Below are 26,660 nucleotides of genomic sequence, written 5' to 3' on the forward strand. Positions count from 1 at the left end.
AGTTATGGACAATACAAATTACCAAAAACAAACCCAGCTAAGAACAAAAAAAAGGTTTTATATCCTGCCCATTTTAATGGTCTTGATTGTTTCTTTTTCATCATGCCTGACAGAACCGGAAGAAATAGCTGCTACCTCAGAATATAAAAAAACAATGGACAACCTGAATGTGTCGGAAAACTTTTCATGGAAAACCTCCAAAAACGTAACCCTGGTAATAAATGCAATTTCCGACACCCCAGAGTTAAATTCAAAAGTTTCTGTTTATAACGGTAATCCGGAATCAGGCGGCGAACTGATTATTAATTGTGGATTAAACGACGAAACCACTTTTGAAAATGAAATTCAAATTCCGACTTACATTTCTACTCTATATTTAAAATGTGAATTCCCGTCAGGAAATTCGGCAATAGATTCGGTAAGCACAAGCAGCATTATTAATTACACTTTTACTGAAAGCTCTGCAACCAAAAGCGCAGCAATTTTAAGCGCAGAAGCTCCTGACAGCCCGGAATGCACCGGAGACGTTACCATTGCCGCCACATCCGGAGGAATTAATGTAGAGAATGGAAAAACATATTTGGTTACCTCAAACTTTTCCGGAGATGTTAATATTCAAAACGGTGGAGGAATATTAAGAATATGTGGCAACGTCACAATTAAGAATATAAATTTCAATACCGCCGGATCTATTGAAGTAACCTCCTCGGGGATACTTACATTTTCAAACAGCCTCAACCTTAACAGCAGTTCCCAGGAATTAAGCAACTGGGGAACCGTTAATCTCAACAAGAACTTTTCTCCTGGTGGAGTCTTTAACAATTATGGAACTGCCAATATTTCCGGTCTGAATATCAACTCTCAGGGTACACTGCTAAATACCGGGCAGCTTAACATTTCAGGAAGTTTCAACAATGACAACGCATCGGAGAATAGCGGCACAATGGAAGTGTCGGGACATTTCACCAACAACGGAGGAAGTACTTTTATAAACAACTGCAAATTAATTGTTACCGGTAATTTTGCACAAAACAGCACTTTAGAAAACAGTGGATACATTTCCTGCGGAGGAACTTTTTCTATTAATAGCAGCAACTCTACAACTATGACAGCTGGCGCGATGATTAAAACTGTCAACCTAACAGTTAATGATGAAATTAACGGCATAGGTGACTACTCAAGTTTGAGCGTTTCTTCCACAACTCATATAAACGGAGGAGGTGCTCTTACTGGAAATATTGATATTTGCGACGAAGGAGGAATCGAAGTAAACAACGGAACAATCGCATCAACTGTTACCTATTGTCAAAACTATATTGCAAAATCAGATTGCAACCCCGTTGGAATTGGAGAGGCCCCCACTTCTGATGGCGACGGCGATGGTGTACCCGACGGACAAGACGACTATCCCGACGACCCAAATACATCGTACAATTCCTATTTTCCAAACGAAACAGATAGTGCGACACTTGTATTCGAAGATCTTTGGCCATCAAAAGGAGATTATGACTTCAACGACCTAGTCGTCTATGTAAAAGGAAAATATGCTACAAACAGCAACAACAAGGTTGTTAAAGTTGTTTTGGACTTCAAAGTAAAAGCAGTTGGTGCTTCAAATATGAATGGCTTAGGTATCCAATTTGACGATGTCGCCTCTTCTGAAGTAACATCAGTATCAGGGGCAGTTAAAAATTCAGCAAGCGGAATTTCACTAAATAATAACGGAACAGAAGCAGGCCAAAGCAAGGCGGTTATTATTGCGATTGAAAATGTAAACGATGTACTATACAGAGCCGGCGGTTCGATGTTCAACACCGTCAAAAACGGACATATTGGAACTTCTGACTTAGTTACAATTACTGTTTCTTTTGAAAACAAACCTATAAGTCTGGATAAAATAAATTCTGCAGGCTTCAACTTCTTCCTTATTAAAAATCAGGAAAGAGGAACAGAAATACACCTGGCAGACAGAAAACCTACAGATTTAATGACTTACGAATTCGGAGCTTCTGATGACACTTCAGAACCTGCCAGCGACCGGTATTACAAAACAAGCAATAATCTTCCATGGGGATTGCTGATACTCGAACCATTCGACTATCCAATGGAAAAAATTGAAATCACTGATGCCTATTCTAATTTTGCAAGCTGGGCTGAATCAAATGGAACGATGTATGCCGACTGGTACAAAAGCCCAAATTCTTCCAAAGTCTGGTAAAGGGAAAAATATTCTTCAAAGAACCTTGTTAATTTTAGCAAGGTTCTTTTTATATATTGTTTGGTTAACTCCATTTTCAAATTAAAAAAATATTACCACATCTTACTTCGGGCCTATAAAAACACTTTTCAAACTTTTTATTCGTAAATTCGAAACAAATTTAAAAGCTTTTGAAAGATGTTTTTTAATGTTGACAAACTAAATGAAGGAAAAGGGAAAAACAGCTTTTCTCACTCAAAAAAAGAGGAACTGAGCCAAGGGAAAGATCCTAAAATAAATCTTAATACCTGTTCAAAAAACTGGCACGAAAATAATACCCACTGTCATACGAACAGGAAATGGGAAAAACTAAGAAAATAAAATCTGAATTTACATATTGCCGGAAATGCATTTTTTTATAGATTTGCAGTCCGAAACGAAACATGGTTCCTTGGCCGAGTGGCTAGGCAGCGGTCTGCAAAACCGTGTACGGCGGTTCGACTCCGCCAGGAACCTCAATTAAAGCTGAATTTTTTCAGCTTTTTTTATGCTCTACAATGTCAGTTTCAACATTACAAAAATACCGAACTGACGTTTTATATCGTCGTTGTAATTAAAGCGCCAAACGCCGTCAACACGAATAACTTTTAATATATTCTCCAAACCGAGAGAGAACTCGGTGTAAGGCATTCCACCCAGACCTTTCATCTCGCCGGGCAGCAAAAGACTATTCTCATGGTTTCCGTTATAACTTCCCCATAAACTTCTCATCCCTGCAATTTCGCGCCATTTTAATTTTCGGAACAAGGGCATTTTATTCAGAAAAAAACCAACAAAATGGTGTTCCCAAAAAATACTTGCGTAAGTATCGCTGATAAATTCCTGGTAATTCATCATGTTAAACGCGTAAGTATCGTAGGCATAAGTTTCATTCCCTTCATGAATTTTAAGAAAAGGAAAAGGAACATCGCCCCAAATCTTTCCGGCCTGCAAATAAACCATACTAAACCCAATAGGATTTATATTAATTCGGTCGGAAAATCCGGCATTTACTTTCCAGTAATTGTAGTCGCCGCCTAAAAATCCTTTTATTCCTTTTGTTGCAGAAAGCATAAAAGTGGGGTCGTAATTTGCAAAGGAAGATCGGTCAAAATCATCCTGAACAATATCTTCGCCCGGAGCATAACGCATACCCAATTTTATTTCCCCCGATTTTAGGTACGGCACTTCTTCGCCAGCCTGGTTTAAAAACGGCACATACGGCGCTGAATTAAATTTGGCATAAGAAATACCAAACTCCGAAGAAACACCTAAACGCCACTCGTGGTTTGCCAGGAAATCAACTCGGTCGGTCATGTTTAATTTCGAATTGAGGCGTTTACTCAGCAAAGTGGTCATAAAATTCTCTTCCATAAAAGCATTGTCACTTTTTCCGAGCATTTCCATATCGTGTTTTGCCTGCAGTGAAATTACATCCAAAGGTTTCACTGAGAAAAAATATTCCAAACCGCCACCATATTTAAATTTATCGTCGAGCGTACCGTAAGCACCGTAAGCATTAAACCTAAAATGCGTATCAAAATCGTAGGTTGTGCGGGCGCCAAACCGAAAACGGTTGCCTTCCACCTTATTTTTGCTGTACATATAATAATAAGGCCCCAACTCTATTTTCCCCAAATCGACATAGCCGTAATACAAGGTGTGAATAATTTCCTGAGCAGTATTATAAATTGGAAGATTCACCACAGAATCAACCATTTCGTAGATATCAGACTCACGCTGTTGTAACTCTACCGGGCGCGTTTTCTCCCAATAATCGTCGCTTTTATCCATCACGCCATCGGTAACCGTAATAGGTTCTTTTAAAGTTTCAACCTTTTTAGCAACCGATCCAAATTTGAAATGCTCGTAAATGTTATTTTTCCGAACAATTACACCAAGATGTTTTGAATTTTTATCCTTTTGCAAATCCACATCGGCAATAATCGACTCGTTGCGTGGAGTCCAGGTGCTGTCTGTTTTCTCAAACTCAATTTTGTATTGAAGATTATTTACAAAGTTTACATTCGCTTTTTCCGAAAGCTGCATTTCCAGCTTGGTTAATGCAAAACTTCCATCTTCAACCCAAAATTTTCCTTTAAAAACAGGTTCCTGCGGAAGTTTTGGTTTAAACGAAACTTCGTAAATTTTGCTTCCGTTGACCTGCGCGCTGTCTAAAAGGTAATATTTATAAAACTGCAAGCCCAGATTATTCACCGGCGAAATCAAACCAATATCAGAGAACGTAATGTAATTTTCGTAAATATTTACATCTTCATACATTTTCCCGGTAAACTGCGAAAACATATCAATGGTCATACCTGACGCTTTGTTGGCAATAATTTCTTCTCGATCTTTTTTGTTTTTAGCATCGTGATAAAAACTCGACACGGTTTCATTAAAAAACACCGGCAAAAATGTTTTTCCCTGAATTTCCATCGAGTCGATATAATCAAAAACAAAAGCAAACTGTTCCAGCAGCTTTTTATCTTTCAAACTGCTTTTTACATTTTTTATATCGAATTCAATTTTTGAATAAATCTGGCTGTTCCACGAAAGGAAGTTATCCGGATTGTTACGGTCTTTATTATCGACAATTTTCCGAAGTAGAATATTCGCAGGATTTTCGCCTGGCAGAATTTTAATTTCGCCCAACTCAACAACCTCTTCCTCCAACACAAAATCAATTTTATTGCTTTCGTTCATTTTTATTGAAGCTGATTGTTTTTTGTAACCAATGGCAGAAACGTCAATTTCCCCGGTTGGTTTAGCTGTTGAAATCTGGTAGTTTCCATTTACATCCGACATTGTTCCGATGTAGGTTCCCTTAAAAATAATATTTGCATAAGGGATTGGCTCTCCGGTTCCGGCATCGGTAATTTTACCTGAAACATCAGTTTTTTGTCCGGCTGCCAACAATGTCAGTAATAGAAATAATACCTGCGACAGTATTTTTTTTATCACGTTCTCTGTTTTCTTGTTTGTTTTCGAAAGTAAAAGTAGGTATTAGTTGAATTGAACGTTTGGATTAGCCTCAATTTATGACAAGAATTAATAATAATTAAGTAAATCTGAACATTATAAATTTTACTTTTGCCGACAAAAATGTTTTTCTGGAGCAAAATATTTATCTACGCAAACAAAGAGCAAAACCTTTTTCCCTTATTATGAAGTTATTACGCGCGATATTTTTTTCTCCCTTAACACTTCTCCGGCTAATGTTTGTCGTATTCATGTCGGGTTATGTTGTTGTTGTGGGTTGGTTTTGGCTTAATCTTTTTGGGTTTAGTCAACGTTTGCAACAATGGGTTATGAGAACCTGGGGAAAAAGCATCATTTTTTTTCTGGGAATAAAAATCGACCGAAATGAGCTGCCTGCAAGTAACAACTTTATTTTAATGCCCAACCACAGAAGCTATCTTGATATATTTATTGTTGCAGGACTTACGCCTGCAGCTCTGGTTGGTAAAGCCGAGCTAAAAAAATGGCCTTTTGGTAAACTTGGAGCTAAAGTAACCAACTCTATTTTAGTTGATCGTTCAGAAATAAAAAGCATGCTTAAAACCATGCACCAAATAAAAGCTTCAGTTAACCAAAATATACCGGTTACACTTTTCCCCGAAGGAACCACCTACAAAGGACCGTTAACAAAACCCTTTAAAAACGGAAGTTTTAAAATTGCCGCAGACACAGGAATTTCAGTTATTCCAATGGCCATTCATTATAAAGATGCAAATGATGCATGGGTTGGGAAGGACACTTTTTTGGGACACTTTTTCAGACAAATGGGAAAACCTTATTCAAAGGTATTTATTCGTTACGGGAAACCGGTAAGTCACTCTGAATACAAAATTCTGCAATCAGAAGTAAAGTCTCAAATCGATGATATGCTGAATGAACTAAACCAGATTGCATCACACTAGTCAATTCGTTTCCTTTTAAACCAGTAATAGACAGGGATTCCGGAAAGCGCAGTCAACACAGCAATCGTAGATTCAATTGGCTTTTCAAAATAGGCCAAAACCAACATTACTATTCCGGTTAAGATATAAAAGATGTGAACAAAAGGGTAACCTGGCAATTTGAGTTTACTTTCTTTCCTTGAACGCAGTTTAAAAATCCCCAAAACAGCAATAATCGGAAATATGCCCAATGAAAATCCCATATAAACCAGAATTTGCTCAAAAGTACCCGAAAGTACTAATATTATTGCGATACTACTTTGAAGTAAAACAGCCAGATGGGGCACTTCATACCGGGGATGAATTCTGGATACAAAGTTAAAAAAGTAACCCTCCCTGGCCATTGAATAGTAAACCCTCGGACCGAGCAAAATAAACGCACTCAATGACGAAAAAAGAGCAAACGAAATCAAAAGCGAAATAACCATCTCTGCCACTTTACCAAAAGCCAACCCTGCAGCAAGTCCCCCGATTTCGGGTTCGTCGACCATCTTTCCCGGAGGCACCGCATAAACAAAAAATACGTTTAGCAACAAATACAGCACTATAACAATTACAGTAGAAATTAAAAGTGAACCGGGAATTACTTTTTTAGGATTTTTAATTTCAGAACCAATATACGTCGCTGAATTCCAGCCGCTATAGGCAAACATTATAAACATAAGAGAAAGCCCAATAGATTTCCAGCCACCAAAATCAAACCGGAATTCTTTTGCCTGAGCCAAATTTTGAAAACTTCCCTCTCCAAAAGTTAAGCCGGCAATTATCAGCCCAACAACTAAGATGACTTTCATCACAGTTAGTCCGTTTTGCACTTTTGCTCCGAGAACAATTCCTCTGTAATGTACCGCAGTAAAAACAAGAATGATTATAATAGCCAGCAAACGATTAAACAGATCTTCACTAACAAAACTTTCCATTTGCAGCCACTGCTGAAACTGCGGGAAAGCCCAGGTAAAATAACTGGAAAAGCCAATCGCTGATGCTGCAATCGGCGCTGAAAAACCAACTATTAACGATAACCAGCCACTCAGAAATCCCGGAAGTGGATGAAAAAGTTTCGAGATAAAAATATATTCGCCTCCTGCTTCAGGGAAAGTAGCTCCCAATTCACCAAAAGCCAACGCTCCGCACAAAGAAATTACACCTCCCAAAAACCAGAGTGATAACATGACCAGCGGATTACCTAAATATCCCATCAGATATCCGGTAGTGGTAAAAATACCGGCACCAATTATGTTGGCAACAACAATATTTACTACCGGAAATAATCCAAGCTTTCTCTGAAGTTTATCAGGAAGTTCCAATTTATTTATTTTTCCCAGGTTTTATAACTCATAGATATTCCCGCCCTACTATCCTTTGTGATTGATGTTTCGTAATTGTTTAGACTTTCAACATACTCTAAAAACTCTCTAATTCCCCGCGAGCGTTGAGCAGCATTATGAGCTGTAAAACATCCTCCTCGTTTCATTTTAGGATCCATCGCGATAAAATAGTTTTTAAACCAATATCTGTCCGCATCGCAAAAAACAAAATCGTATTTCCCGGGAAGTTGTGGTACCAATTCATGAGCATCGCCCAATCGCGCGTCAATAAAATCAGAAACCCCGGCTTTTTTAAAATTTGCCCGGGCTTGTAAATAGCGGTTTTTATCAATCTCAATGGTAGTTAACTTACCTCCTGTTTTACTAAGTGCCCATGCAATCCAGATTGCGGAATGACCGGTTGACGTGCCTATTTCAACCGCGCTTTTATAATTATTCTTAACTATTATATCATAAAGAATTTTGCCATCTGAAAGAGGAACATTCATATCGCGCCAGCTATGAGCATTGTCTACAATAAAGGTTTTTACTTTTTTATCCAGTTCATTTTCAACCTCCGGATATTGAGCTTTAACACCGACAACAAGAACACTCAAAGCTACAAACAACAAGAACTTTATTTTCATAAACAAGCATTTAAGAATGCTGATAAAGTTATAATAAAATACTTAAAACGCCTTGATTTTTTTAATCCACCCATCAGTATTTCGCAGATCTAAATTCATTTCTCCAGGACCAATTAATACAAGCCCCCCGTCGGACGTACTAATTATCTCTGATACTTTGTCATTTCCAAAATTGAAGGGAAAAACAGCCTCTGACAATATTGAGCCTTCAGAATCGGCAAGCACCAACCAAGTGCCTACCCTGCCTAAAAATGAAGTTTCCTTTTTACCGGCTACTACTATTTTACCGTCCGGGCGGACAGCTATTGTATTTCCACCTTCAGAGCCCTCACTGTCGATATTCTTTGACCAAATAAGTTCCCCTTCCGGCGATATTTTGGTTAAAAAAAGATCATAATCAAAAATCGGATTGTCCGAATTGATATCATTCATACAGGTGCCGTACCATCCCGCTACAATAAAATTATTGTCGGGGCTGCAACAAATACACTCAGGTCTCACATTAACTTTGGGCATTTTATACCGTTCCTCCCATATTTTATTTCCCTCGCTATTGAAACGTATTACCAACAGGTCTGATTCCTGAGCAACTTCTCCGGCAGTTTGTGCAGCAATAGCAAAGCCTCCATCAGGTAACTTCTTCACGGATCCAACTTCTTCTATGACATTTTCACCGTATGTTTTTTCCCATAATAATTCTCCATCATTATCGAATTCAGCCAGCCATATTTTTCTGAAACCCTCTGAAACTAGGACTGAGCCACAGGTCACAAAGTCGCCATCATCTGAAGCAAAAACATCATTAACAGAAATATTCTCCAATTCATTCAGGCTCTTCTGCCAAACTTCGTTTCCATCAACATCTGCTTTGAGAAAAAAAACATGAGTTTTTCCGGCATCCAAAACGCTATTCCCCACAGCAATATATTCGCCACTTACAAACTGGGAAATACCTGATGACAAATCGTTACTTTCTGTTCCGAATATTTTTTCGGTAATTATCTGTCCTTCGGCAGAAAACTTCACCAAACAAAAATCCAAATCATCCCGGTTAACCGCCGGCGAAGAACCCACTACAGTGTATCCTCCATTCACATCTTCGATTATACAATTAAAAACATCCGAACCGGATTTGCCTGTCTTTTTCTCCCACTCAATATCTAAAGTTTGAGAAAATCCCCTGAAACCAATCAAACTGAAAACCAAAAAAAGGTAAAACATTTTGGAACACATGACCGTTGACTTTTGATGTTGTTTTGACTTTTATACGGATTCCAAATTTGATTAGTTATACATTTTAATCTTACATTTTGCAAGCTGAAAGATTATTTTCAACTATTTTTCGACGCAAAACATTGACATATATCAATAAATACTCTGACAAAGACACTTAATCGATCAGAAATTTGACAATTCGTTAAAAAAAATTAATTTCTGATAGGATATTTTGGAATTTTATTTACATTTGAAGCGCATTTGGGATTCATCCCATATTGTGTGTTTGGGGGTTAACATTTAGGAAGGAGGCTGATGAGCCTCCTTCTTTCTTTTTATACCTAATCTCCTTCAATAAGTTCATATTATTTTTAGTTAAAAAAATAGAACCTCTAATTGTTAAAAGTCATTTGCACTTTTATTATCTTAGCAAAAAAACAAACCGATGAAATTAAAAAAACTTATATCAGCGGCAGCTGGCTTTCTTGTCATGCTGCAACCTCTTCTTTCTCAAAATAAAACTCCTGAGTTTTACTCTTTGGCTGAAAATCCACCAATGGGATGGAACAGCTGGGACTGCTATGGGCCAACCGTTACAGAAAAAGAAGTAAAAGCCAACACTGACTATATGGCAGAAAAATTAAAATCTTTTGGCTGGCAATATATTGTGGTTGATATAAGATGGTATGTTGAAAATACCAAGGCACAAGGATACAATCAAACCGACCCTGTTTATTGTATGGATGAATATGGAAGATTAATTCCAGCAACAAATAAATTCCCATCATCTGCGGGGAATCAAGGATTTAAACCGATAGCAGACTACATTCATAAAAAAGGGCTAAAATTCGGGATTCACCTCATGCGCGGGATTCCGGTTGAAGCAGTTAAAAAAGATACACCGGTAAAAGGCACAAAATATTCAGCAAAAGATATTTTTTCAGAAGAGCTGCAATGCAAGTGGTTACGAGATATGTATACCGTTGATGCTTCAAAACCAGGAGCACAGGAATATTACAACTCGTTGTTTGAACTCTATGCAAGCTGGGAAGTAGACTATGTTAAGATTGACAATTTATCACGCCCTTATCACCAGAAAGAAATAGAGCTTATCAGAAATGCTATAGAAAATTGCGGAAGGCCAATGGTTTTAAGTACTTCACCAGGAGCCACCCCTCTTGAAAATGCAGAACATGTAAAAACACACGCCAATCTTTGGCGCATTTGTGATGATTTTTGGGATAACTGGAGATACATGGCTCCCATGTTTGAATTGTGTAAAAACTGGGCTCCGTACAGTGGACCGGGACATTGGCCGGATGCCGACATGCTTCCGCTGGGAAGAATTTCGATAAGGGGAGAGCGGGGCGAAGAAAGAATGACCGGATTTACAAAGGATGAACAATATACTTTAATGAATTTGTGGGCTATTTTCCGCTCTCCGTTAATGTTTGGCGGAGATTTGCCAAGCAACGACGATTTTACCCTCTCGCTGATTACCAACAAGGATATTTTAAACGTTAACCAAAACAGTACCAACAATCATGAATTAAAAAATGAGAAAGGCTTAATTGTGTGGACTGCAAATGTACCCAATTCAAAAGATAAATATTTAGCGTTTTTCAATAGCAATGATAAAGAAACCCGAGTTATTTCAGTAACAATGAAAGAACTGGGTCTAAATAACAGTACAACCGTAACAAACCTTTGGAGTAAAGAAAAGGAAACTGTAAAAAATGAAAAAATTATAAAAAAAATAGCTCCTCATGCCTCTGCAATATTTAGACTGAGCCAAAACTAATAATAGAAAAGGGGTTGAACAAAAATTTCTGTTCAACCCCTTTTTTTAATTTTATCAGGCATAGAATTTAGCACTAATTCTTTTCCATCCAGGCTGTAAACATCCAGTAATATTTCTCAGTCTGTTTTACAATGCTGTTTAATAAATCGATAGTTGATACGTCACCGCTTTCATTGGCTAAATCCAGCACATTTATCATTTGAGAGAGTAAAATCTCAAAGTCGGTTAAAATGCTGTCCACCATATTATCAGGACTAAGACCTGGTTCTGGTTCTGAAATTTTTGAAAATTTCAAATATTCATCCAGGCGAGCCATCGGTTTTTCGCCAAATACACGGACTCGTTCTGCCAAATCATCAATATTAACCTTCGAAAAATTATATAATTCCTCAAATTTTTCATGCAGATCAAAAAAGTCTTTTCCGGTTACATTCCAGTGAAAATTCCGCAGTTTCTGATAATGCACATGATAACTTGCAATCAGCAAATTAATTTCCTTTGTTAATTCTGTAGTATCTTTATTTGCAAATCCCAAATTTTGGAATATTTTTTCATTTGTTCTCATATCTTGTATTTTTTTATAGTTCAAAATTCAAATTACTGTTGATGATAAACCAGAACCGGTTTATCAAAATGTGTCAATACGTTTTTTACATCACTTGATGAAAAAACCTGTTCAAAAAAACCCCTCTTTTCATGCATTAACACCAGTAAATCTGTTTTATGTTCCGATGAATAATCTTCAATTCCTTTTCTGAAATCTTCCTGATTTTCAAGCGTAAAATTAAAATTGTCAAAATCGACCTCTTCTTTTACAAGCTCTTTAAAACCTTTCCACTTCAACTTTTCATCAAAATCAACCTCTTTGTCGTTGTGTAGAACCGTAATATGAGCACGTTCTGCCTGTTTCAAAAAGGTTGACAAATGCTTTAATGAAGTAATATCTTCCGGATTGTAGTCGGTAGCATATACCACATCTTTAAGAACAACGTGTGGTGTATCTTCCGGTATTACAAAAACCGGGCATTTTACATCGTTTACAATATTTGGATAACGAATCAGCCCTCCAGATAGTTCCGCATAACTTTGGTAATTATTAATCAGCAACATCAAATCCTTATCTTTCTTAAGTTCTTCCTCTACCAAATCAACCCGATTTAATTCTGAGGTGCTGATTTCGTAAGGAATTTGAATAAGGTTTTTCTTTAAATACTCATCCACCATCGTTCTGATTTTAGTTTGGGCTTCTTCAAATTCTTTTCCGGCCATCTTTTCAGCACGTATAAAACCCGCATCCATAGGAGCTGTGGCACCAGACATGTATGATTGTCCCATCCATTTCAAATCAAAAACGTATGTAATCTTCAATTTCCTTCTGTAACGATTGCTAAATGAAAAAGCAAACGACAGTAAACTTTCACTGTTCTTTAATGAATCCAGTAACAACAAATTTGTTTTCATGACTTTCCTTTCTTTAAAATTCTCTTTTATTTTACCGTGTGCTTTTTCGGGTGTATAAAAAAATATCCGGAGGTTAATTGGCTGCTGCTTTTGCTTTGTCTGCCGTTGCGTTAACCTTTTGATTTACTTTTTCTTCTGCTTTGGCAGCCTTTCCCTTCATCTCATGTACAGCGTCGTTTACAGAATCTTTCAGATTATCAACTTTCTCCCCCAAAGTTTCTGTAATATCCTTTGAAACATTTTTTACTTTCTTCGAAATTTTCTTTCTGGTTTTTGATCCTTTTTCAGGTGCTACCAAAATTCCTGTTAACGCTCCTGCTGCCGCTCCGGCAACAAATCCCAACAATGCATTTCTTGTTCCTTTTTCCATGATTCCTAATTTTTAAGTATTAATAATTTAATTTATATAATATAATCGTTTAAACTCCTGCTTTAATATTATCGGCAGTACGTTTCATTTTTCTGATGTCATTTTTTTTCTGAATCCACCCCTTATCCATCGCCTGAATTCTGCTTTTCAATGTATTTTTATCGTTGCCCAAATACTCTTTTGAGTTAACTGCAAAAGACAAGGTTGTTTTTCGTTTTTTTAATCCATTCATATATCAATTCTGTTTAAACGTTTTCTACTCTTTTATACGAAAAAAGTATTCCAGAATTAAGCCACCAGCCCCACAACTCATTTACTACCTGAAAATCAAGGCTTTATTTGTTTTTGATTTGTATATAATGTGAATTCCTAATGTGGACAAATCTCTACACGATGTGGATTTAAAAAAGGTTTAATTTTCCGGGAAACAACAGCCACTCGTTAACTTGTATAAAAAAACTTTCCTTATTCTTTTTGTATTTAACAAAAATAAACAAGCATTTCTGTTTGGATTTTACTTCCAAATACTTAAAAGTTATACCATCATGAAGAAATTGTATAAAAATTTGAATGGTTGATTACTCCCATTATTCCGGCTGTAGTAGCTGTTACTTGCATTAAAAACGATGATTTTGTTCCTGCGAATAGAATAAAAGTGAAAACCCCGAGAAAAAAGCATTACGGTGTCCCTTTACATTGTTAAGAAAGCTGCTCAGTAACACTCTTCCTGCTCCAAAATAAATTATCTTTAGGAATAATTTTTGTTCCTTACCAAACAACTAATCTAAAACCGCAATGCAAACAAAATACTTACTCCCAATTTTACTGATATTAATTACGCAGTCAGTTCTTTCTCAGAACAAAAAGTCATTTATTGAAAGCCAACAAACGATTCCTTTTCAAAAACTTTACCTACACACCGATCGTGAATTTTACTTTTTGAATGATACAATTTGGTTTGCGGGATACCTACTTCACCCGCAAACGCATACTCCTTTAAAAACCGACTGTAACTTGTATATCGAATTAACTGACAGTTCCGGTCATTCTGTTCAAAAAGAATTTTTTCCGATTGAGCAAGGTTTTTGCCCAGGCCAGTTAACGCTAAACAGGCCTGAATTGGAAGAAGGAAACTACCTGCTTCGTGCTTACACCGATTTATTGGGTGAATATGGAGATGATTTAATTTTTTCAAAACCAATTCGTATTAGTCGTGTAAAAAATACAGCCGGTCATGAAACAAAGGATAAGGATAAGCATAAAATAATCAACAACATAACTATCGACCTGTTTCCCGAAGGTGGTTTTCTGCTGGCGGGCAAATACAACCAAATGGCTTTTAAAGCAACTGAACCTTCGGGAAGGGATGTTGAAATTCACGGCCGGTTACTAAACGGGAAAGGAGAAGAGTTGATGAAATTTTCTTCGTTGTACCGGGGCATGGGAATAATTTATTTTATTCCGGAGCAAAGAGAAAAATATACAATTGAAATTGATGGTTATCCGAATGTAATCTATAATTTCCCTAAAATCTCAGACACCGGAGCCAAACTGATGATTTACAAAGAAAATCCGGACGGTATTGATGTTAACGTTCTTTTAAACGAAACAGTTAGCAATCAAAAATACTATGTGACTTCTCTAACCAGAGGCGAATTAAACTCTTTTGCAGAGGTAAGCAGGAACAAAAAAGAAAAAATTGTTCATATTAAAAACGAACTACTAAAAAACGGTATCAACCGGGTAGTTCTGTTAAACGAAAATTTCAAACCTGTCTCGGAACGACTTGTTTTTATTGATGAAGCCGAAGATGCTTCTTTGAAATTAAATTTGAACCAATTCCAATTTCGCCCACGGGAACAAGTGAAACTTGAAATAGATGTATGTAAAAACATTGACAGAAATGAAATTGCTAACCTTTCCATTTCGGTTATTGATAAAAGTTCGATTCCGGAATCAGGGATTACAGAAAATATAAAGTCCTATCTGTTAATCGATTCTGAACTAAAAGGGTACATTGCCAGCCCTGCCGACTACTTTATAAACGAACCTCAAATTTCATCAGCAAAAAAACTTGATTTACTTATGATGACCCAGGGTTGGAGCAACTATGTTTGGAATACACTAACCAAGAGAGAAAGAATCCCGGAAATTGAAACACATTTAGGACATACTTTTACAGGAACATTAAAAAATTACTACAAAACAAAAAAGCTAACTGATTCAGAAGTAATACTGAGTGTGTCCGGAAAAACAGACAACTTTATGAATTTTACCCAAACTGATTCACTGGGAAACTATACATTTGACAATGTACAGTTTTATGATTCAGCTATTGTTTTTATACAGGGAAAAAATAAAAGAGACAAACTTAATACAACCATAACGTTAGACAGTATCCTTTTTAGCTCGCCTGAAACAACCTCTTCTGAACTGACGTTGGCAAAACATTTTACCAAAATTCCGGTTCCCATGCTTCGGACAAAATATTTTAACGAAGCCAGACTAAAAGAATTTTTCCCCGACCGTGATACCCGTCTTATTGAAGAAGTAAGAGTAACGGCAGCCAGGCCGGAGGAAGAAAAAAGCCAGGGACGAATTAGAATTTATACCGAACCAACTCACACGGTAGTATTGAAAGAAAATGCTTATGCATACCCAAACATTATGGAATATTTGGCAGGTCGCGTTCCCGGAAGAGTGGATTCCACCTATTTATTCTTGATAGATGGGATTGAAGTATTTTCAACAGATGATTTTCCAGCATATGATTATGTAACCTCTATTCCTGTGGGAGATATAGAAAGAGTAGAAATTCTAAAACATGCCGCAGGTACTTATTATGGAATGCGCGGAAGAAATGGTGTTATTAACATCATTATTAAAAGAGGTGGGGGACGTACATCAACGCCGGATATTCTGAAAGGTACAATAGTTAAACGAATTAAAGGCTTTTCATCGTACCGCGAATTTTATTCTCCAGCATACAACAGCGAAAATATACGTTCTGAAATACCCGACTACCGGACTACACTTTACTGGAATCCGTCAATCGCGGTGGAAGATGGGAAAGTTAACTGTACTTTTTTTACTTGCGACAATGTTGCCGAATACAAAATATTTGTAGAAGGAATTACAGAAAACGGAACAATTTGTTTGGGTGAGGCAGAGTTCGAAGCGGTTAAAAACAATGATACTACAAGCGAAAATTATTAAAATCCCGGCAGTTTGCACCACCGGGATTCACCAGATTGACTCTCTGTAGAATGTGTCGACTTGAGGATTTTAACCTCTAAGTCTATCGAATTAAAACTATTGCGGTTTCAGATTAAAAAAACTACCGCAAAACGCGTCTCAGCTGCAACAGCTCCGGATTTAAAGCAATGGTGAGGCCGCCGGTAACAGTCCAGGCAATACCGTACCAGGTTGACTCTGTTCCTGACCACCGCCTGATTTTTATTGTATAAGTTTTGCCCGGCTGACCGGTAAACTCAGCTATTTCATAACTATTATCCCACGAACCACTGTACCCTACAAGTGCTCCATTTTCGTCGTATATCATAAGATCTAGGTCGACCTTTAGCTTTGACATATACCAGCTCCAGAAAAGGAACGATGTCTTTTTGGTTTTGGATGTCCAGGCTAAAGCAACTTTCACTTTTCGTGGCCCCCATATGTAATTGGGAACAGACACTTTATACTCAAAAGTAGATTTTTTGTCGCTGCCAAAACTGGAAGAGCTAAGCAAGCCTACATCCCATCCTCTGCGTGTAGCGGGTGCATTTCCCCATCGGCGGTTCTTTGCTACATTGCAGCCTTCTTTTGCATTTACAGCTCCTGCACCGTCTTTTGCGTCAACTCCCCCACTTACATCCTGCCACCATGTATTACCAGCAACATTTTTTGTTGCACTGGCTAACAGTATGGCTCTGCATCCTTCGGGCCAGTGTTTTAATGTTGAATCTGTTCCCTGAAGCAGCGCACTTACACCAACAACTGCCGGTGAAGCCTGGCTGGTTCCGGTCATTGTAATTCCGTCAGCTGTTACGCCAACACCGTTTGCGCTTATTTCAGGCAGTTCACGATCGCCGTGCGAAGTACCCGGATTTCGAAACGTTGATGATGCGGCCATTGCCGATGCATCATCATTGTGGTTCCCAACAGAAATCGTATTATACCCTTTATGATTTACATACTCGCTGCTGGGCGGATTAATATTATCCGGGTCTCCGTTCCAGAAGTTACCCGCTGCATGAACTATTAAAGGATATGGATATCGGGTTGCCAGATAGTCACCATAAATATCATCGCTGGATAATGCACTGGACCCTGGTTCGCTGGATCGGTGAAAACTTTGATTAATAACCGTACAGCCTTTGTCTTTAACCGCCCAGGTTAATGCATCTCTGTCTTTATCATTTGCTGAATACAAGCTAACCCCCGGAGCGTGCCCGTTTGGTGTTCCTGATTCCTTATTCCGGATTATTGCATGCACATTCTGCGAATGATTTGATGTTGAAGGATTTGATTTGTATTTTCCCGCAATAACCAAATCTGAATTACTGGTGGGCCCGGATTCCCATACAGCTACTTTTACTCCCGAACCGTTTTCGCCGCCGGAATGAACTACGTCGGAGGCGGCGACAGCAATCGAGTCGTCAAGGTCTTCAATGCCTTCTGTTTCATGAAGAAGTAAGCCTGCCACATCTTTTCGTTCCGCCAACTCTTTAATGCCCGATGTTACAACATGAACAGTAACTACCGGCGCGAGTTCATCAACCTTTACTACTTTCAGATTGCTGCGAAGAGATTTTGCAAACTCTTTTAACCTTTCAACCATCTTTTCTCTCATTTCTTCTGAACGCCGGTTTGCTGAATCCTGGTCACATTCATTTAAAGCACGGTCTGAAGGCAAAGCTTCGGGCTCCTCAACTTCGTACCAAACATCGACCAACACATTTGCAGGTGGTTTTTCAGAATAGATAATAGAAAACAGTGCGGGATGAATCTTTCCGAATTTCGAATTCAGTTTTTCACGATGTTCTTCAAGGACTTTTTCTCCATCTACTCTTTTGCCTTTATGGTCAAATTCAAATGATAAAGGCCTACCACTCTTGCGGTCTGTAGCTTTAAAAAATTCGATATACTCTACGTCTGAAATCTTATCACCCGGAAGCCGCTCAACACCATCTTCAACAAATTTTATTCGAACAAAACTATTGATTTGCAGGTTGCCGGCAATTTTTGAGTTCGTGGCAACTACTGTAAAAGGGATCTCCAGAGGATCACTCAATTTCTGTGATTTAGCATCCACAAGCGGATCAATTACCAGCCTATGTTGTCCGGGTGGCAACCCATTCTCTGCACTCCATACAAAACCACCTCTCCGTCTTGTAGGAGAGACTTTCCCATCCACTCCCTGAACCGCTATGCTTCTGATCACACGATCTGCATCTGCATTAGCAACAGTTGTGATTTCGATAGACGAATTTGTTGTTAGAATTTCGTCGCGTACCAGATTTACCAGTACATTACTTTCTTTAGTCATAACTTACTCCTCTCTTTTTTAAGTATTTAATGGTTGTTATTTTTGTATTTGGGTAAAAGAAGCGTATAATCTACCAGGTCAAATTAAACGCAAACAAGCCATTGGCTTTTGACGTTACTGCGTCAGAGGCTAAGCCTGTATTTTTAATCAGTCGAACAAGGCTTTAAACTATCAATTCCTGCCCCTTTGTTTAAAAATGATTTATTTTTAGAAAATCATTCATGGATTTTAATAAATCCCGCCTAAACCGTAAAACTTCCACCCGCTATTTCCGAAACAGATTTTGAATTATTCACAATTCAAATTCAACATTCCACGAATGCAATATACACACTAAAAAACTCAAAATCAACAATATAGTTAAAATCCCGATAAAAATGGGGCAAAACCCCCTGAAACTCTAAATTCAAAAATGTGCTATGAATGATCCCGTGTGTATTGAGAACTTGCCTCATTTGATTTTATATATAAGATGGGGGAAAAGAATGAAACAGGAAAATAGACTTTTAAACAAGACCAATATTCAAAAAAATGATTCCGAATTGGTCTCTTTAACATCGGAAAACCATGTGTACTCGAGAGGTATCCGAAAACAAAAAAAGCCCGAAATCAGTTGATTCCAAGCTTTTAGGAAATTTCGTTATTGTGATGCGAGCCACTCACGGGACTCGAACCCGCGACCTGCTCATTACGAGTGAGCTGCTCTACCGGCTGAGCTAAAGTGGCCTTGCTTTTTCTTACAATTTGGCTTGTGCGTTTTTGATCATTTTTTGCCAAACCTGCCGTTGTTCTTTCATCGCTGCAACTTTGTCTGCAGGATCAGTGCGGCATTCCAACAAAATCCAACCGGGATAATCTATTTTCACAAACAAGTCCATCAACTGCTGATAGGGATAATCGCCCACATTTAGTTCACGAACATGGCAAATGTCCCCAAATTTTTCTTTAACAAGATTAAAATTGTATTCCAGCCCCTGGCCGTCCAAATCCTGCTCATTACAATTCCAGCAAACCGTTGCACCTTTGTTTTCAACATAATCCATCATGGTTTTGATGTTAGGCAACTTTTGTGTTTCCCGTCCATGTACTTCTAACCGGATTTGTTGTCCCATATCAAGCGCCATTTTTCCTATTTCATTCAGTGCCTTGCCAATTTGCTCCAGCGTTTTTTCCTTTGAAACTCCATCGGGGAATGCATTTGGTTTCACCTTCACCCCGGAGCCACCAATATCTCTGCTTAGTTCAAGCCACTTCCTTGTATTTTCAATATGCTTTTTTAATACGGCAGGGTCCGGAGAATGGTATTCTTCATTTGTTCCCATTCCAACAATTTCAACAGGAGAATCGTTGAACTTTTTCTTTACCTCTGCCCGTTCTGCTGCTGTCATATTAAAATTAACACCATGTGCATGTTCGACCCGAAGTTCGACTCCCAACACCTGTGTTTCACTACAGTTTTTTATTATGGTTGGAATATCCCAGTCCTTTGCCCACAAATAAGTTACCAGTCCCAGTTTCATTTTCGAGCCTGCAACCTTACCTGAGGAAGCAAATAAACTTCCGGGAAATGCCGACGCACCTGCCAATAGTGATAAATTCCTGATAAACTCTTTTCTGCTTTGATAAAATCTCATTGTTGTTAGATTTAGTTGTTAAAAGATATTAAAGATATAATTCTCTGCTCAACTCTACAATATTGATTTATGAAATATGGCAAGTTTTTCTACTTTTGTGCCGGAACAAATACAAAAAAAGATGAAAGAAGCAGAGATTTATACGTCGAAGGGAGTAATGAAAATAAAATTCTTTGAAGAAGATGCGCCCGGTACGGTAGCAAATTTTATTAAGCTCTCAAAAGAAGGATTTTACGACGGATTAAATTTTCACAGGGTAATACCAAACTTTGTTATTCAGGGGGGATGCCCCGACAAAACCGGCGCAGGAGGCCCGGGTTATACTATCAAGTGTGAACTCGATGGAAACAACCAATACCACGAAAGAGGAGTTTTATCGATGGCACATGCAGGTAAAGACACAGGTGGTTCGCAATTTTTTATTTGCCACAACCGGGAGAATACCAAACACCTGGACAAGCATCATACTTGCTTTGGAAAAATTTATGAAGGACTCGATGTTATTGATGATATCAGGCAAGGTGATGAAATTGAAAAGATTGAAATTATTGAAGATTAATAACAAGATTCGATTTGTATTAGGGGGGTTTACTTAAATGTAAATCCCTTTTTTAATTTCCAACTTCTTCAATTTAATTGTAAATTCCCTGATATTTTTTTCAAATGATAACAAAGTTAAGATACAGTTTTGAAGAACTATCTTTAAGCCTCCACGAAATTGAGGAATACATGGGTTTTGAAAAAGGCTTGTCTCCCGACCCCTTTCCAGAACTCATAAAAGCCGGATTATTAAAAGCTTCTTTTTTGTGCAATATCAGTGGAGGTATAAAAGTTTTATCGCCTGCTTTTGTCGATAAAACAAATAACCAGATAAGAATGGGGAACACAACTTTTTCCCCGGGGAAAATTGTAACGGCCCGTTTGTTCCATGCAAATTCGGCTGCTTTGTTTGTTTGTACAGCTGGAAATCAAATATCCGAACATTCAAAAAAAATTTCTACTGAGGGAGACGCATTAACCGGGTACATTTTCGACACAATTGGTTCTTTAATAGTAGAAAAAGCCGTGGATAAAATGCAGGAATGGCTTAAAAATAAAATGGCAATCCATGGATTAAATATTTCAGACCGGTTTTCTCCGGGATATTGCAACTGGGATGTTTCGGAACAACAAAAACTGTTTTCTCTGCTCCCTCCCCGGTTTTGTGGTATTACCCTTTCTTCCTCATCGCTTATGAATCCAATAAAATCGGTAAGCGGAATAATTGGGATTGGCCCCGAATTAAAACAGAAGGGATATCAGTGTAACTGGTGCGATGATTTAAATTGTTTCTATGGAAAAATAAAGCGTCAAAAAAAACCTTTAAAAAAATCAGAATAACTGTTGGAAATATCAATTCTTACTCATTTATTTGTTGTAGTTATTTGAATATAAACAATAGCAAAAAACGTTTTGTGTGCTTTTTACAGCAAGGCAAGAAACATTAGTAAAATATTGATTTAAAGAAACTTAACAAAACAGAAATGACACCTGTTAATAAACCTAGGGTAATAAAAGATTACAACAAGTTAGACAAGGATTTACAAGAGCAGATAAAATTGGTTTACGCTGATGGATTTGCCGATAACCTGATTCACTTTTTTGATAAAAACGGAATTAAAGTTACTGCACTTCCGTTTGAAACTGAAGACAAATACTACATGCTCCGGATGACCGAAAACGAAGCGGTTCAGATTGTGGATGAGGATGATGATTACGATGATGACGGTTTTTTAAAAGACAATGTAAAACAGGATTACGAAGATAAATATTCAGATCTGGATCATGTTGCTGATCAAATATCTGACGATGAGGATTAAAAAAAGGGAAGGATTTACAGATAAATCCTTCCGTGCACTTTAAATCAAAAGACTAAAAATAACCGCACAACATGCGGTTTTTAAATACAATTAGACTATTGTAATAATTTTTTCACTTTATCGGCTATTTCTTTCCCGTCTGCTTTTCCGGCTAATTCTTTGCTCGCCAGCCCCATAACTTTTCCCATATCTTTCATAGACGAAGCTCCGGTTTTTTCAATTATCGCCTTCACAACAGCTGTTAGTTCCTCTTCAGTCATTTTTGCGGGGAGATAACTTTCATAAACAGCTACCTGTGCCATTTCCTGATCGTACAATTCTTGTCTTCCCTGTTCTTTATAAATAGCTGCCGAATCGGAACCTTGTTTAGCCAGTTTTGATATAATCTTTAACGCCTCTTCATCAGTCAATTCAGCTCCGGCGCCTTTTGATGTTTTCGCTTCAAGCATCACTTTCTTGATGTTTCTGAGTGCTTCCAGTTTTTCTTTTTCACGGGCTTTCATAGCCGTTTTAATATCGTCGTTTATTTGTTCAAAAATTGTCATAATTGTTATTTTTAATTAATCGACCTGATCATGAAGATATGAATTTCTGTCTTTTATTTTATTGTCTTTTGAGACTGAATATTTTGAAGGCTTATTGTTATATTTTGGATCGTTCATGCGTAACTGCCTTCTTTTATAGGCAGGAATATTTTCAAATTCGTCTACATCCTCATCACTTAAATCAGAATAATCCATTACCACATCTTTCTTCTCAGGTGAAGTTCTCTCTTTTGATGTTCTTGGATACAACAACTCAAACTCTGACTCTTCTTGCCTTTTTTCCTCAGAAATATCAAACTCAATCGTTTTCTGATTATTTCTGCTAGCTGTTTTTTGAGTTGCTGAACTATCCGTGTTTTGCTTCTCCGGTTCGTCAAGCAGATGTTCTTTTTTTTCAGCTTGTTCGTTATTCTCAAAATGAGGGATACTATTTTTGCTGATTCCCGTAACAATTAAAGTTACCGAAATATTTTCACCAAGCGATTCTTCTTTTCCGTTTCCCCAAATAATATCCGCATCAAATCCGGCTTTATTCTGAACGTAGTCGGTAATGCGTCCAACTTCATCCATAGTAACTTCAGTTGTTCCGGAAGTAATATTTAGTAAAATATTTTTTGCTCCCCGGATATCATTATTATTTAATAGTGGGGAATTCAACGCTTTTTCAACTGCTTCTTCAGCACGCTTTTCACCTGTTGCGATTCCGGTTCCCATAACAGCCAAACCACTTTTGCGCATAACGGTTTCCACGTCAGCAAAGTCCACATTTATGTAGCCCGGAACGGTAATAATCTCCGCAATGCCTTTTGCTGCAATGGCTAAAATATTATCTGCCCGTGAAAAAGCTTCTGAAATTCCAAAATCGCCATACATTTCACGAATTCGTTCATTGTTAATTACCAGTAATGAGTCCACATGTTTTTCCAATTCTTCAATTCCTTCAACAGCCTGTTTTATTCTCCTCCTTCCTTCGTTTCTGAAGGGAATAGTTACAATTCCAACCGTTAAATACCCGCGGTTTTTACATGCTTCAGCAATAACCGGGGCACCTCCGGTTCCGGTTCCACCACCCATTCCGGCAGTTACAAAAACCATTTTTGTACCGCTGTCAAGTGCCGCTTTTACGTCATCAATATTTTCAATTGCCGCCTGTTTTCCTGTTTCCGGTTTGTTGCCTGCTCCCCGTCCCTCTGTTAACGAGGCTCCCAGTTGTACTTTTATCTGGATAGGGCTGACATCCAAGGCCTGTGAATCGGTATTACAAATCACAAAATCGACATCGCGAATACCTTGTTTAAACATATGGTTTACCGCATTCCCTCCGCCTCCGCCGACTCCTATAACTTTTATTGCAGCCCCTTTATTTTTAGAATTTGATAAATCTGCCATTTTCTCTGTCATAATCCAACTTGTTTATTTTTGGGTTTATTCGTCCATTGATTGATCCTCATCTTCAAATAATTTCCCCAGTCCAAAATTCTTATAAAACCAATTATCAATACTCGGTTCAGCTACAGGTTCATCTTTCTTTACTTTTTTCTTAGGTTCTTTTTTCTTCTTTCGGCCAAAAATCGATTTTTCAGTTGCTTCCTTTTTTGGCTTGATGTAAACTTTCTCTTTTAACTCCTCTTCCTTTTCGTCATCTTTATTTTCCGGTTCAAAAACAATCTTGTTTTCTTTTTTTCTCTCCGAAACAAATTCTTCTTCCTTTTTTTGTTCTTCAAGAACAGGTTCCTCTTCCTGCTTCTCAACTAAATCAAACTTTTCCGGCTTTTTCTTGGGCTGTAAAATTTGATTTGGATTGGTTACAAAACCAGTGGCAAGAATGGTTACGCTAACTTTATCTCCCAGCGATTCGTCATATCCATTTCCCCAAATAATATCTGCTTCCTTACCAGCCTTTTCCTGCAAGGTTTCAATTATGTCACCAATTTCGCCCATTTTAATTTCTTCCTTTCCCGAAATAATATTGAGCAATATATTTTTAGTACCATGAATGTCGTTGCTATCCAGCAAAGGCGATTCCAATGCCTGATTCACTGCTTCCATCGCCCGGCCTTCACCGGTGGCATAACCTGTTCCCATTATAAACACTTTGCTGTTGTGCATTACGGTATGAACATCGGTATAATCAATATTTACATTACCATGAACCGTAATAATTTCGGCAACACCTTTTACTGCCGTAGTTACAATATTATCGGCCATTTTAAATGCCTGCCGGGCAGGTAAATCTCCAAATATATTCTGAAGTCGCTGGTTGCTTACTACCAGCATACTATCGACAAATTCTCCCAGTTTCTCAATTCCCTTCATAGCCTGACCAAAACGTTTCTTTCCTTCTGCCGGAGAAGGAATTGTAACTACCGCTATCGTAAGAATTTTAAGTTCCCGCGCCAGTTTGGCAATCACCGGAGCTGCCCCAGTACCGGTTCCTCCGCCCATTCCGGCTGTGATAAACAACATTTTGGTGTTATCTTCCAAAACTTTTTTTAGATCCTCATAATTTTCACGTGCTGCCTCCTCGCCCATTTCGGGTTTGTTACCTGCTCCGCGGCCCTCGGTAAGTGTAACACCAAGCTGAATCTTCACAGGAACAGGACTCTGTTCCAACGCCTGCGAATCAGTATTACATATGATGTAATCCACTCCTGTAATTCCCTCCTCAAACATGTGGTTAACAGCATTGCAGCCGCCACCGCCAACACCAATTACCTTTATTATGGATGACGAAGCTTTTGGAAGCTTAAAGTTTACTAATTCTTCGGTCATATCATTCAATTTTAATTCATTGCTAAATCATCGTTGTCATCGTCGATGTAATCGAGAACACCCTGAATGGCTTTACGCCATGGAGAAAGGCCGTTGTTTTCCTTTTTCTTTTTCTCCTTTTTCCTTTTTGTTCTTATACTCTCCGACTCTTCCTCTTTCTCAAGAGTCATTTTCAACAAGCCAAAAGCGGTAAGCAAATCCTGATTTTGAAATTCTTTCCGCCTGTTTACCGGATGGATAACAGGAAAAGCTTTTCGGGCATCCAAACCAGTTCGGAACTTCACTAACGAAATCAAATTACTCATATCAGCGGTTCCTCCCGACACAACAACTCCAAATCCCAGCTTTTCTTCCACACCCGACTTTCCTATCTGAAGATTTACATTGTCAATAATTTCCTCCATTCTCGCCTGAATGATAAATGCAAGGCTTTTAAATGTGATTTCTTTGGGTTCCCAGCCATTATGCCCGGGAATGGTAACTACTTTTTGTTCATCAGCAAAATCGCCCAGGGCTTCGCCATATTTTACCTTCAGCTGTTCAGCCCATTTTAACAAAATAGAACAACCTTCTCTGATATCTTTGGTTACAACATCTCCTCCAAAAGGAATAACTGCAACATGTTTTAATACACTGTTATGAAAAACAGCCAGTTTTGTTGTTCCGGCTCCAATATCTAAAAGAACAGCTCCATTTTCCTTTTCATCCTCGGAAAGCGCAGACTCGGAGATTGCCAACGGTGAAAGTGTGATTCCTTCTATATTCACGCCAACTTTTTCAAAAACCCGTTGAAAATTAAGAATATGAACCTCAGGAACAATAAATAATTTGTAATTGGCCTCCAGTTTTCTTCCGGTAATTCCCACCGGGCTCAATTCCCTGATTTCATCATCGATGACAAAAGACTGCGGAACGATGTGAATCGTTCTGTAGTCCTGCTCAACTTTATAATTTCTGGCTTCATTATACAACTCGTTAATATCAAAATCAGACACTACACCTTCATCAGACGTGTAGCGGTAACCGCGGTAATCAGCCGTTTTCATTTGCTGTCCGGCAAAAGCAATTTCAACCCCGGTAATTTCGGCATCCAACTGCTTTTCCAAATCGGCAATTACGACTTTCAAACATGAAGCTAATTCTTCAATATTAAAGACTACTCCACGTTTGACACCTTTTGAGGGCACTTTTGAAACGGCCAAAATTCCCATTTTACCCTCCTCTGTTTTTTGTCCTGCCAGTCCGACAATTTTTGAAGTACCAATATCAATAACAACCGAAAGATTACTATTTGAAGCCATGT

The 26,660-nt window shown here is 38.1% G+C and carries 22 protein-coding genes and 2 tRNA genes; 9 read left to right on the plus strand and 15 right to left on the minus strand.

Annotation, left to right across the window (positions count from 1 at the left end):
• Positions 1–4: 4 nt before the first annotated feature.
• The 3 genes from GM418_RS06665 to GM418_RS06675 all read left to right on the plus strand — a co-directional run bounded on the left by GM418_RS06665 (position 5) and on the right by GM418_RS06675 (position 2,713).
• On the plus strand, positions 5–2,218 hold the full coding sequence (locus GM418_RS06665; protein ID WP_158864392.1) for an LruC domain-containing protein: 2,214 nt from the start codon (positions 5–7) through the stop codon (positions 2,216–2,218).
• 177 nt (positions 2,219–2,395) lie between these two features.
• Positions 2,396–2,578, plus strand: coding sequence for a hypothetical protein (locus tag GM418_RS06670; RefSeq protein ID WP_158864394.1), 183 nt, complete (start codon positions 2,396–2,398; stop codon positions 2,576–2,578).
• 64 nt (positions 2,579–2,642) lie between these two features.
• A tRNA-Cys gene (locus GM418_RS06675) sits at positions 2,643–2,713 on the plus strand.
• A 36-nt stretch (positions 2,714–2,749) separates the two neighbouring features.
• On the opposite strand, the gene GM418_RS06680 is transcribed toward GM418_RS06675, so the two are convergent.
• Positions 2,750–5,200, minus strand: a complete 2,451-nt coding sequence (locus tag GM418_RS06680) for a DUF5686 and carboxypeptidase-like regulatory domain-containing protein (protein WP_158864396.1) — start codon at positions 5,198–5,200, stop codon at positions 2,750–2,752.
• Between the two features lie 203 nt (positions 5,201–5,403).
• On the opposite strand from GM418_RS06680, the gene GM418_RS06685 reads away from it, so the two are divergent.
• Positions 5,404–6,159: a lysophospholipid acyltransferase family protein gene (locus GM418_RS06685; RefSeq protein WP_158864398.1), complete on the plus strand. Its 756-nt coding sequence runs from the start codon at positions 5,404–5,406 to the stop codon at positions 6,157–6,159.
• Here GM418_RS06685 and GM418_RS06690 read toward each other — a convergent pair.
• Genes GM418_RS06690 through GM418_RS06700 form a run of 3 tightly spaced genes read right to left on the minus strand, consistent with a single transcriptional unit; the run spans position 6,156 to position 9,385 of the window.
• The gene (locus tag GM418_RS06690) at positions 6,156–7,505 is read right to left on the minus strand and encodes an APC family permease (protein WP_158864400.1); all 1,350 of its coding nucleotides are present in this window, start codon (positions 7,503–7,505) and stop codon (positions 6,156–6,158) included. The genes GM418_RS06685 and GM418_RS06690 overlap by 4 nt on opposite strands.
• Before the next feature lie 5 nt (positions 7,506–7,510).
• Positions 7,511–8,152, minus strand: a complete 642-nt coding sequence (locus GM418_RS06695; protein WP_158864401.1) for an O-methyltransferase — start codon at positions 8,150–8,152, stop codon at positions 7,511–7,513.
• A 42-nt stretch (positions 8,153–8,194) separates the two neighbouring features.
• Complete coding sequence (locus GM418_RS06700; RefSeq protein WP_217447723.1) at positions 8,195–9,385, minus strand: PQQ-binding-like beta-propeller repeat protein; 1,191 nt, start codon at positions 9,383–9,385, stop codon at positions 8,195–8,197.
• 427 nt (positions 9,386–9,812) lie between these two features.
• On the opposite strand from GM418_RS06700, the gene GM418_RS06705 reads away from it, so the two are divergent.
• On the plus strand, positions 9,813–11,168 hold the full coding sequence (locus tag GM418_RS06705; protein ID WP_158864405.1) for a glycoside hydrolase family 27 protein: 1,356 nt from the start codon (positions 9,813–9,815) through the stop codon (positions 11,166–11,168).
• A 73-nt stretch (positions 11,169–11,241) separates the two neighbouring features.
• On the opposite strand, the gene GM418_RS06710 is transcribed toward GM418_RS06705, so the two are convergent.
• From GM418_RS06710 to GM418_RS06725, 4 genes are all read right to left on the minus strand, one after another.
• The gene (locus GM418_RS06710; RefSeq protein ID WP_158864407.1) at positions 11,242–11,733 is read right to left on the minus strand and encodes a Dps family protein; all 492 of its coding nucleotides are present in this window, start codon (positions 11,731–11,733) and stop codon (positions 11,242–11,244) included.
• A 32-nt stretch (positions 11,734–11,765) separates the two neighbouring features.
• A complete protein-coding gene (locus GM418_RS06715; RefSeq protein WP_158864409.1) occupies positions 11,766–12,629 on the minus strand; it encodes a universal stress protein in 864 nt (287 codons plus the stop codon).
• Positions 12,630–12,702: 73 nt separating this feature from the next.
• Positions 12,703–12,999, minus strand: a complete 297-nt coding sequence (locus GM418_RS06720) for a YtxH domain-containing protein (protein WP_158864411.1) — start codon at positions 12,997–12,999, stop codon at positions 12,703–12,705.
• A 49-nt stretch (positions 13,000–13,048) separates the two neighbouring features.
• Entirely contained in the window at positions 13,049–13,231 is a 183-nt protein-coding gene (locus GM418_RS06725; protein WP_158864413.1) for a hypothetical protein, read from the minus strand.
• A gap of 563 nt (positions 13,232–13,794) precedes the next feature.
• Here GM418_RS06725 and GM418_RS06730 point away from each other — a divergent pair.
• Entirely contained in the window at positions 13,795–16,215 is a 2,421-nt protein-coding gene (locus tag GM418_RS06730; protein ID WP_158864415.1) for a TonB-dependent receptor, read from the plus strand.
• A 121-nt stretch (positions 16,216–16,336) separates the two neighbouring features.
• On the opposite strand, the gene GM418_RS06735 is transcribed toward GM418_RS06730, so the two are convergent.
• The 3 genes from GM418_RS06735 to GM418_RS06745 all read right to left on the minus strand — a co-directional run bounded on the left by GM418_RS06735 (position 16,337) and on the right by GM418_RS06745 (position 20,181).
• On the minus strand, positions 16,337–18,547 hold the full coding sequence (locus tag GM418_RS06735) for a S8 family serine peptidase (RefSeq protein WP_158864417.1): 2,211 nt from the start codon (positions 18,545–18,547) through the stop codon (positions 16,337–16,339).
• A gap of 653 nt (positions 18,548–19,200) precedes the next feature.
• Positions 19,201–19,273, minus strand: a tRNA-Thr gene (locus GM418_RS06740).
• An 11-nt stretch (positions 19,274–19,284) separates the two neighbouring features.
• Positions 19,285–20,181: a sugar phosphate isomerase/epimerase family protein gene (locus GM418_RS06745; protein ID WP_158864419.1), complete on the minus strand. Its 897-nt coding sequence runs from the start codon at positions 20,179–20,181 to the stop codon at positions 19,285–19,287.
• Between the two features lie 121 nt (positions 20,182–20,302).
• Between GM418_RS06745 and GM418_RS06750 the strand changes: the two genes are divergently transcribed.
• From GM418_RS06750 to GM418_RS06760, 3 genes are all read left to right on the plus strand, one after another.
• Entirely contained in the window at positions 20,303–20,740 is a 438-nt protein-coding gene (locus GM418_RS06750) for a peptidylprolyl isomerase (protein ID WP_158864421.1), read from the plus strand.
• Between the two features lie 104 nt (positions 20,741–20,844).
• Positions 20,845–21,561, plus strand: coding sequence for a vitamin B12 dependent-methionine synthase activation domain-containing protein (locus GM418_RS06755; protein WP_158864423.1), 717 nt, complete (start codon positions 20,845–20,847; stop codon positions 21,559–21,561).
• Between the two features lie 143 nt (positions 21,562–21,704).
• Entirely contained in the window at positions 21,705–22,040 is a 336-nt protein-coding gene (locus tag GM418_RS06760; protein ID WP_158864425.1) for a hypothetical protein, read from the plus strand.
• A gap of 95 nt (positions 22,041–22,135) precedes the next feature.
• Here GM418_RS06760 and GM418_RS06765 read toward each other — a convergent pair whose 3' ends face one another.
• The 4 genes from GM418_RS06765 to ftsA are packed head-to-tail and all read right to left on the minus strand — an operon-like array spanning position 22,136 to position 26,658.
• The gene (locus tag GM418_RS06765; protein ID WP_158864427.1) at positions 22,136–22,585 is read right to left on the minus strand and encodes a GatB/YqeY domain-containing protein; all 450 of its coding nucleotides are present in this window, start codon (positions 22,583–22,585) and stop codon (positions 22,136–22,138) included.
• 15 nt (positions 22,586–22,600) lie between these two features.
• Complete coding sequence (ftsZ, locus tag GM418_RS06770; RefSeq protein WP_217447724.1) at positions 22,601–23,986, minus strand: cell division protein FtsZ; 1,386 nt, start codon at positions 23,984–23,986, stop codon at positions 22,601–22,603.
• A 24-nt stretch (positions 23,987–24,010) separates the two neighbouring features.
• Positions 24,011–25,357 (minus strand): cell division protein FtsZ, encoded by a 1,347-nt coding sequence (ftsZ, locus tag GM418_RS06775; RefSeq protein WP_158864429.1) that lies wholly within the window; start codon positions 25,355–25,357, stop codon positions 24,011–24,013.
• Positions 25,358–25,368: 11 nt separating this feature from the next.
• Positions 25,369–26,658: a cell division protein FtsA gene (gene ftsA, locus GM418_RS06780; RefSeq protein ID WP_158864431.1), complete on the minus strand. Its 1,290-nt coding sequence runs from the start codon at positions 26,656–26,658 to the stop codon at positions 25,369–25,371.
• Positions 26,659–26,660: the final 2 nt, after the last annotated feature.

It is taken from the genome of Maribellus comscasis, from assembly GCF_009762775.1.
In the GTDB taxonomy this organism is placed as follows: domain Bacteria; phylum Bacteroidota; class Bacteroidia; order Bacteroidales; family Prolixibacteraceae; genus Draconibacterium; species Draconibacterium comscasis.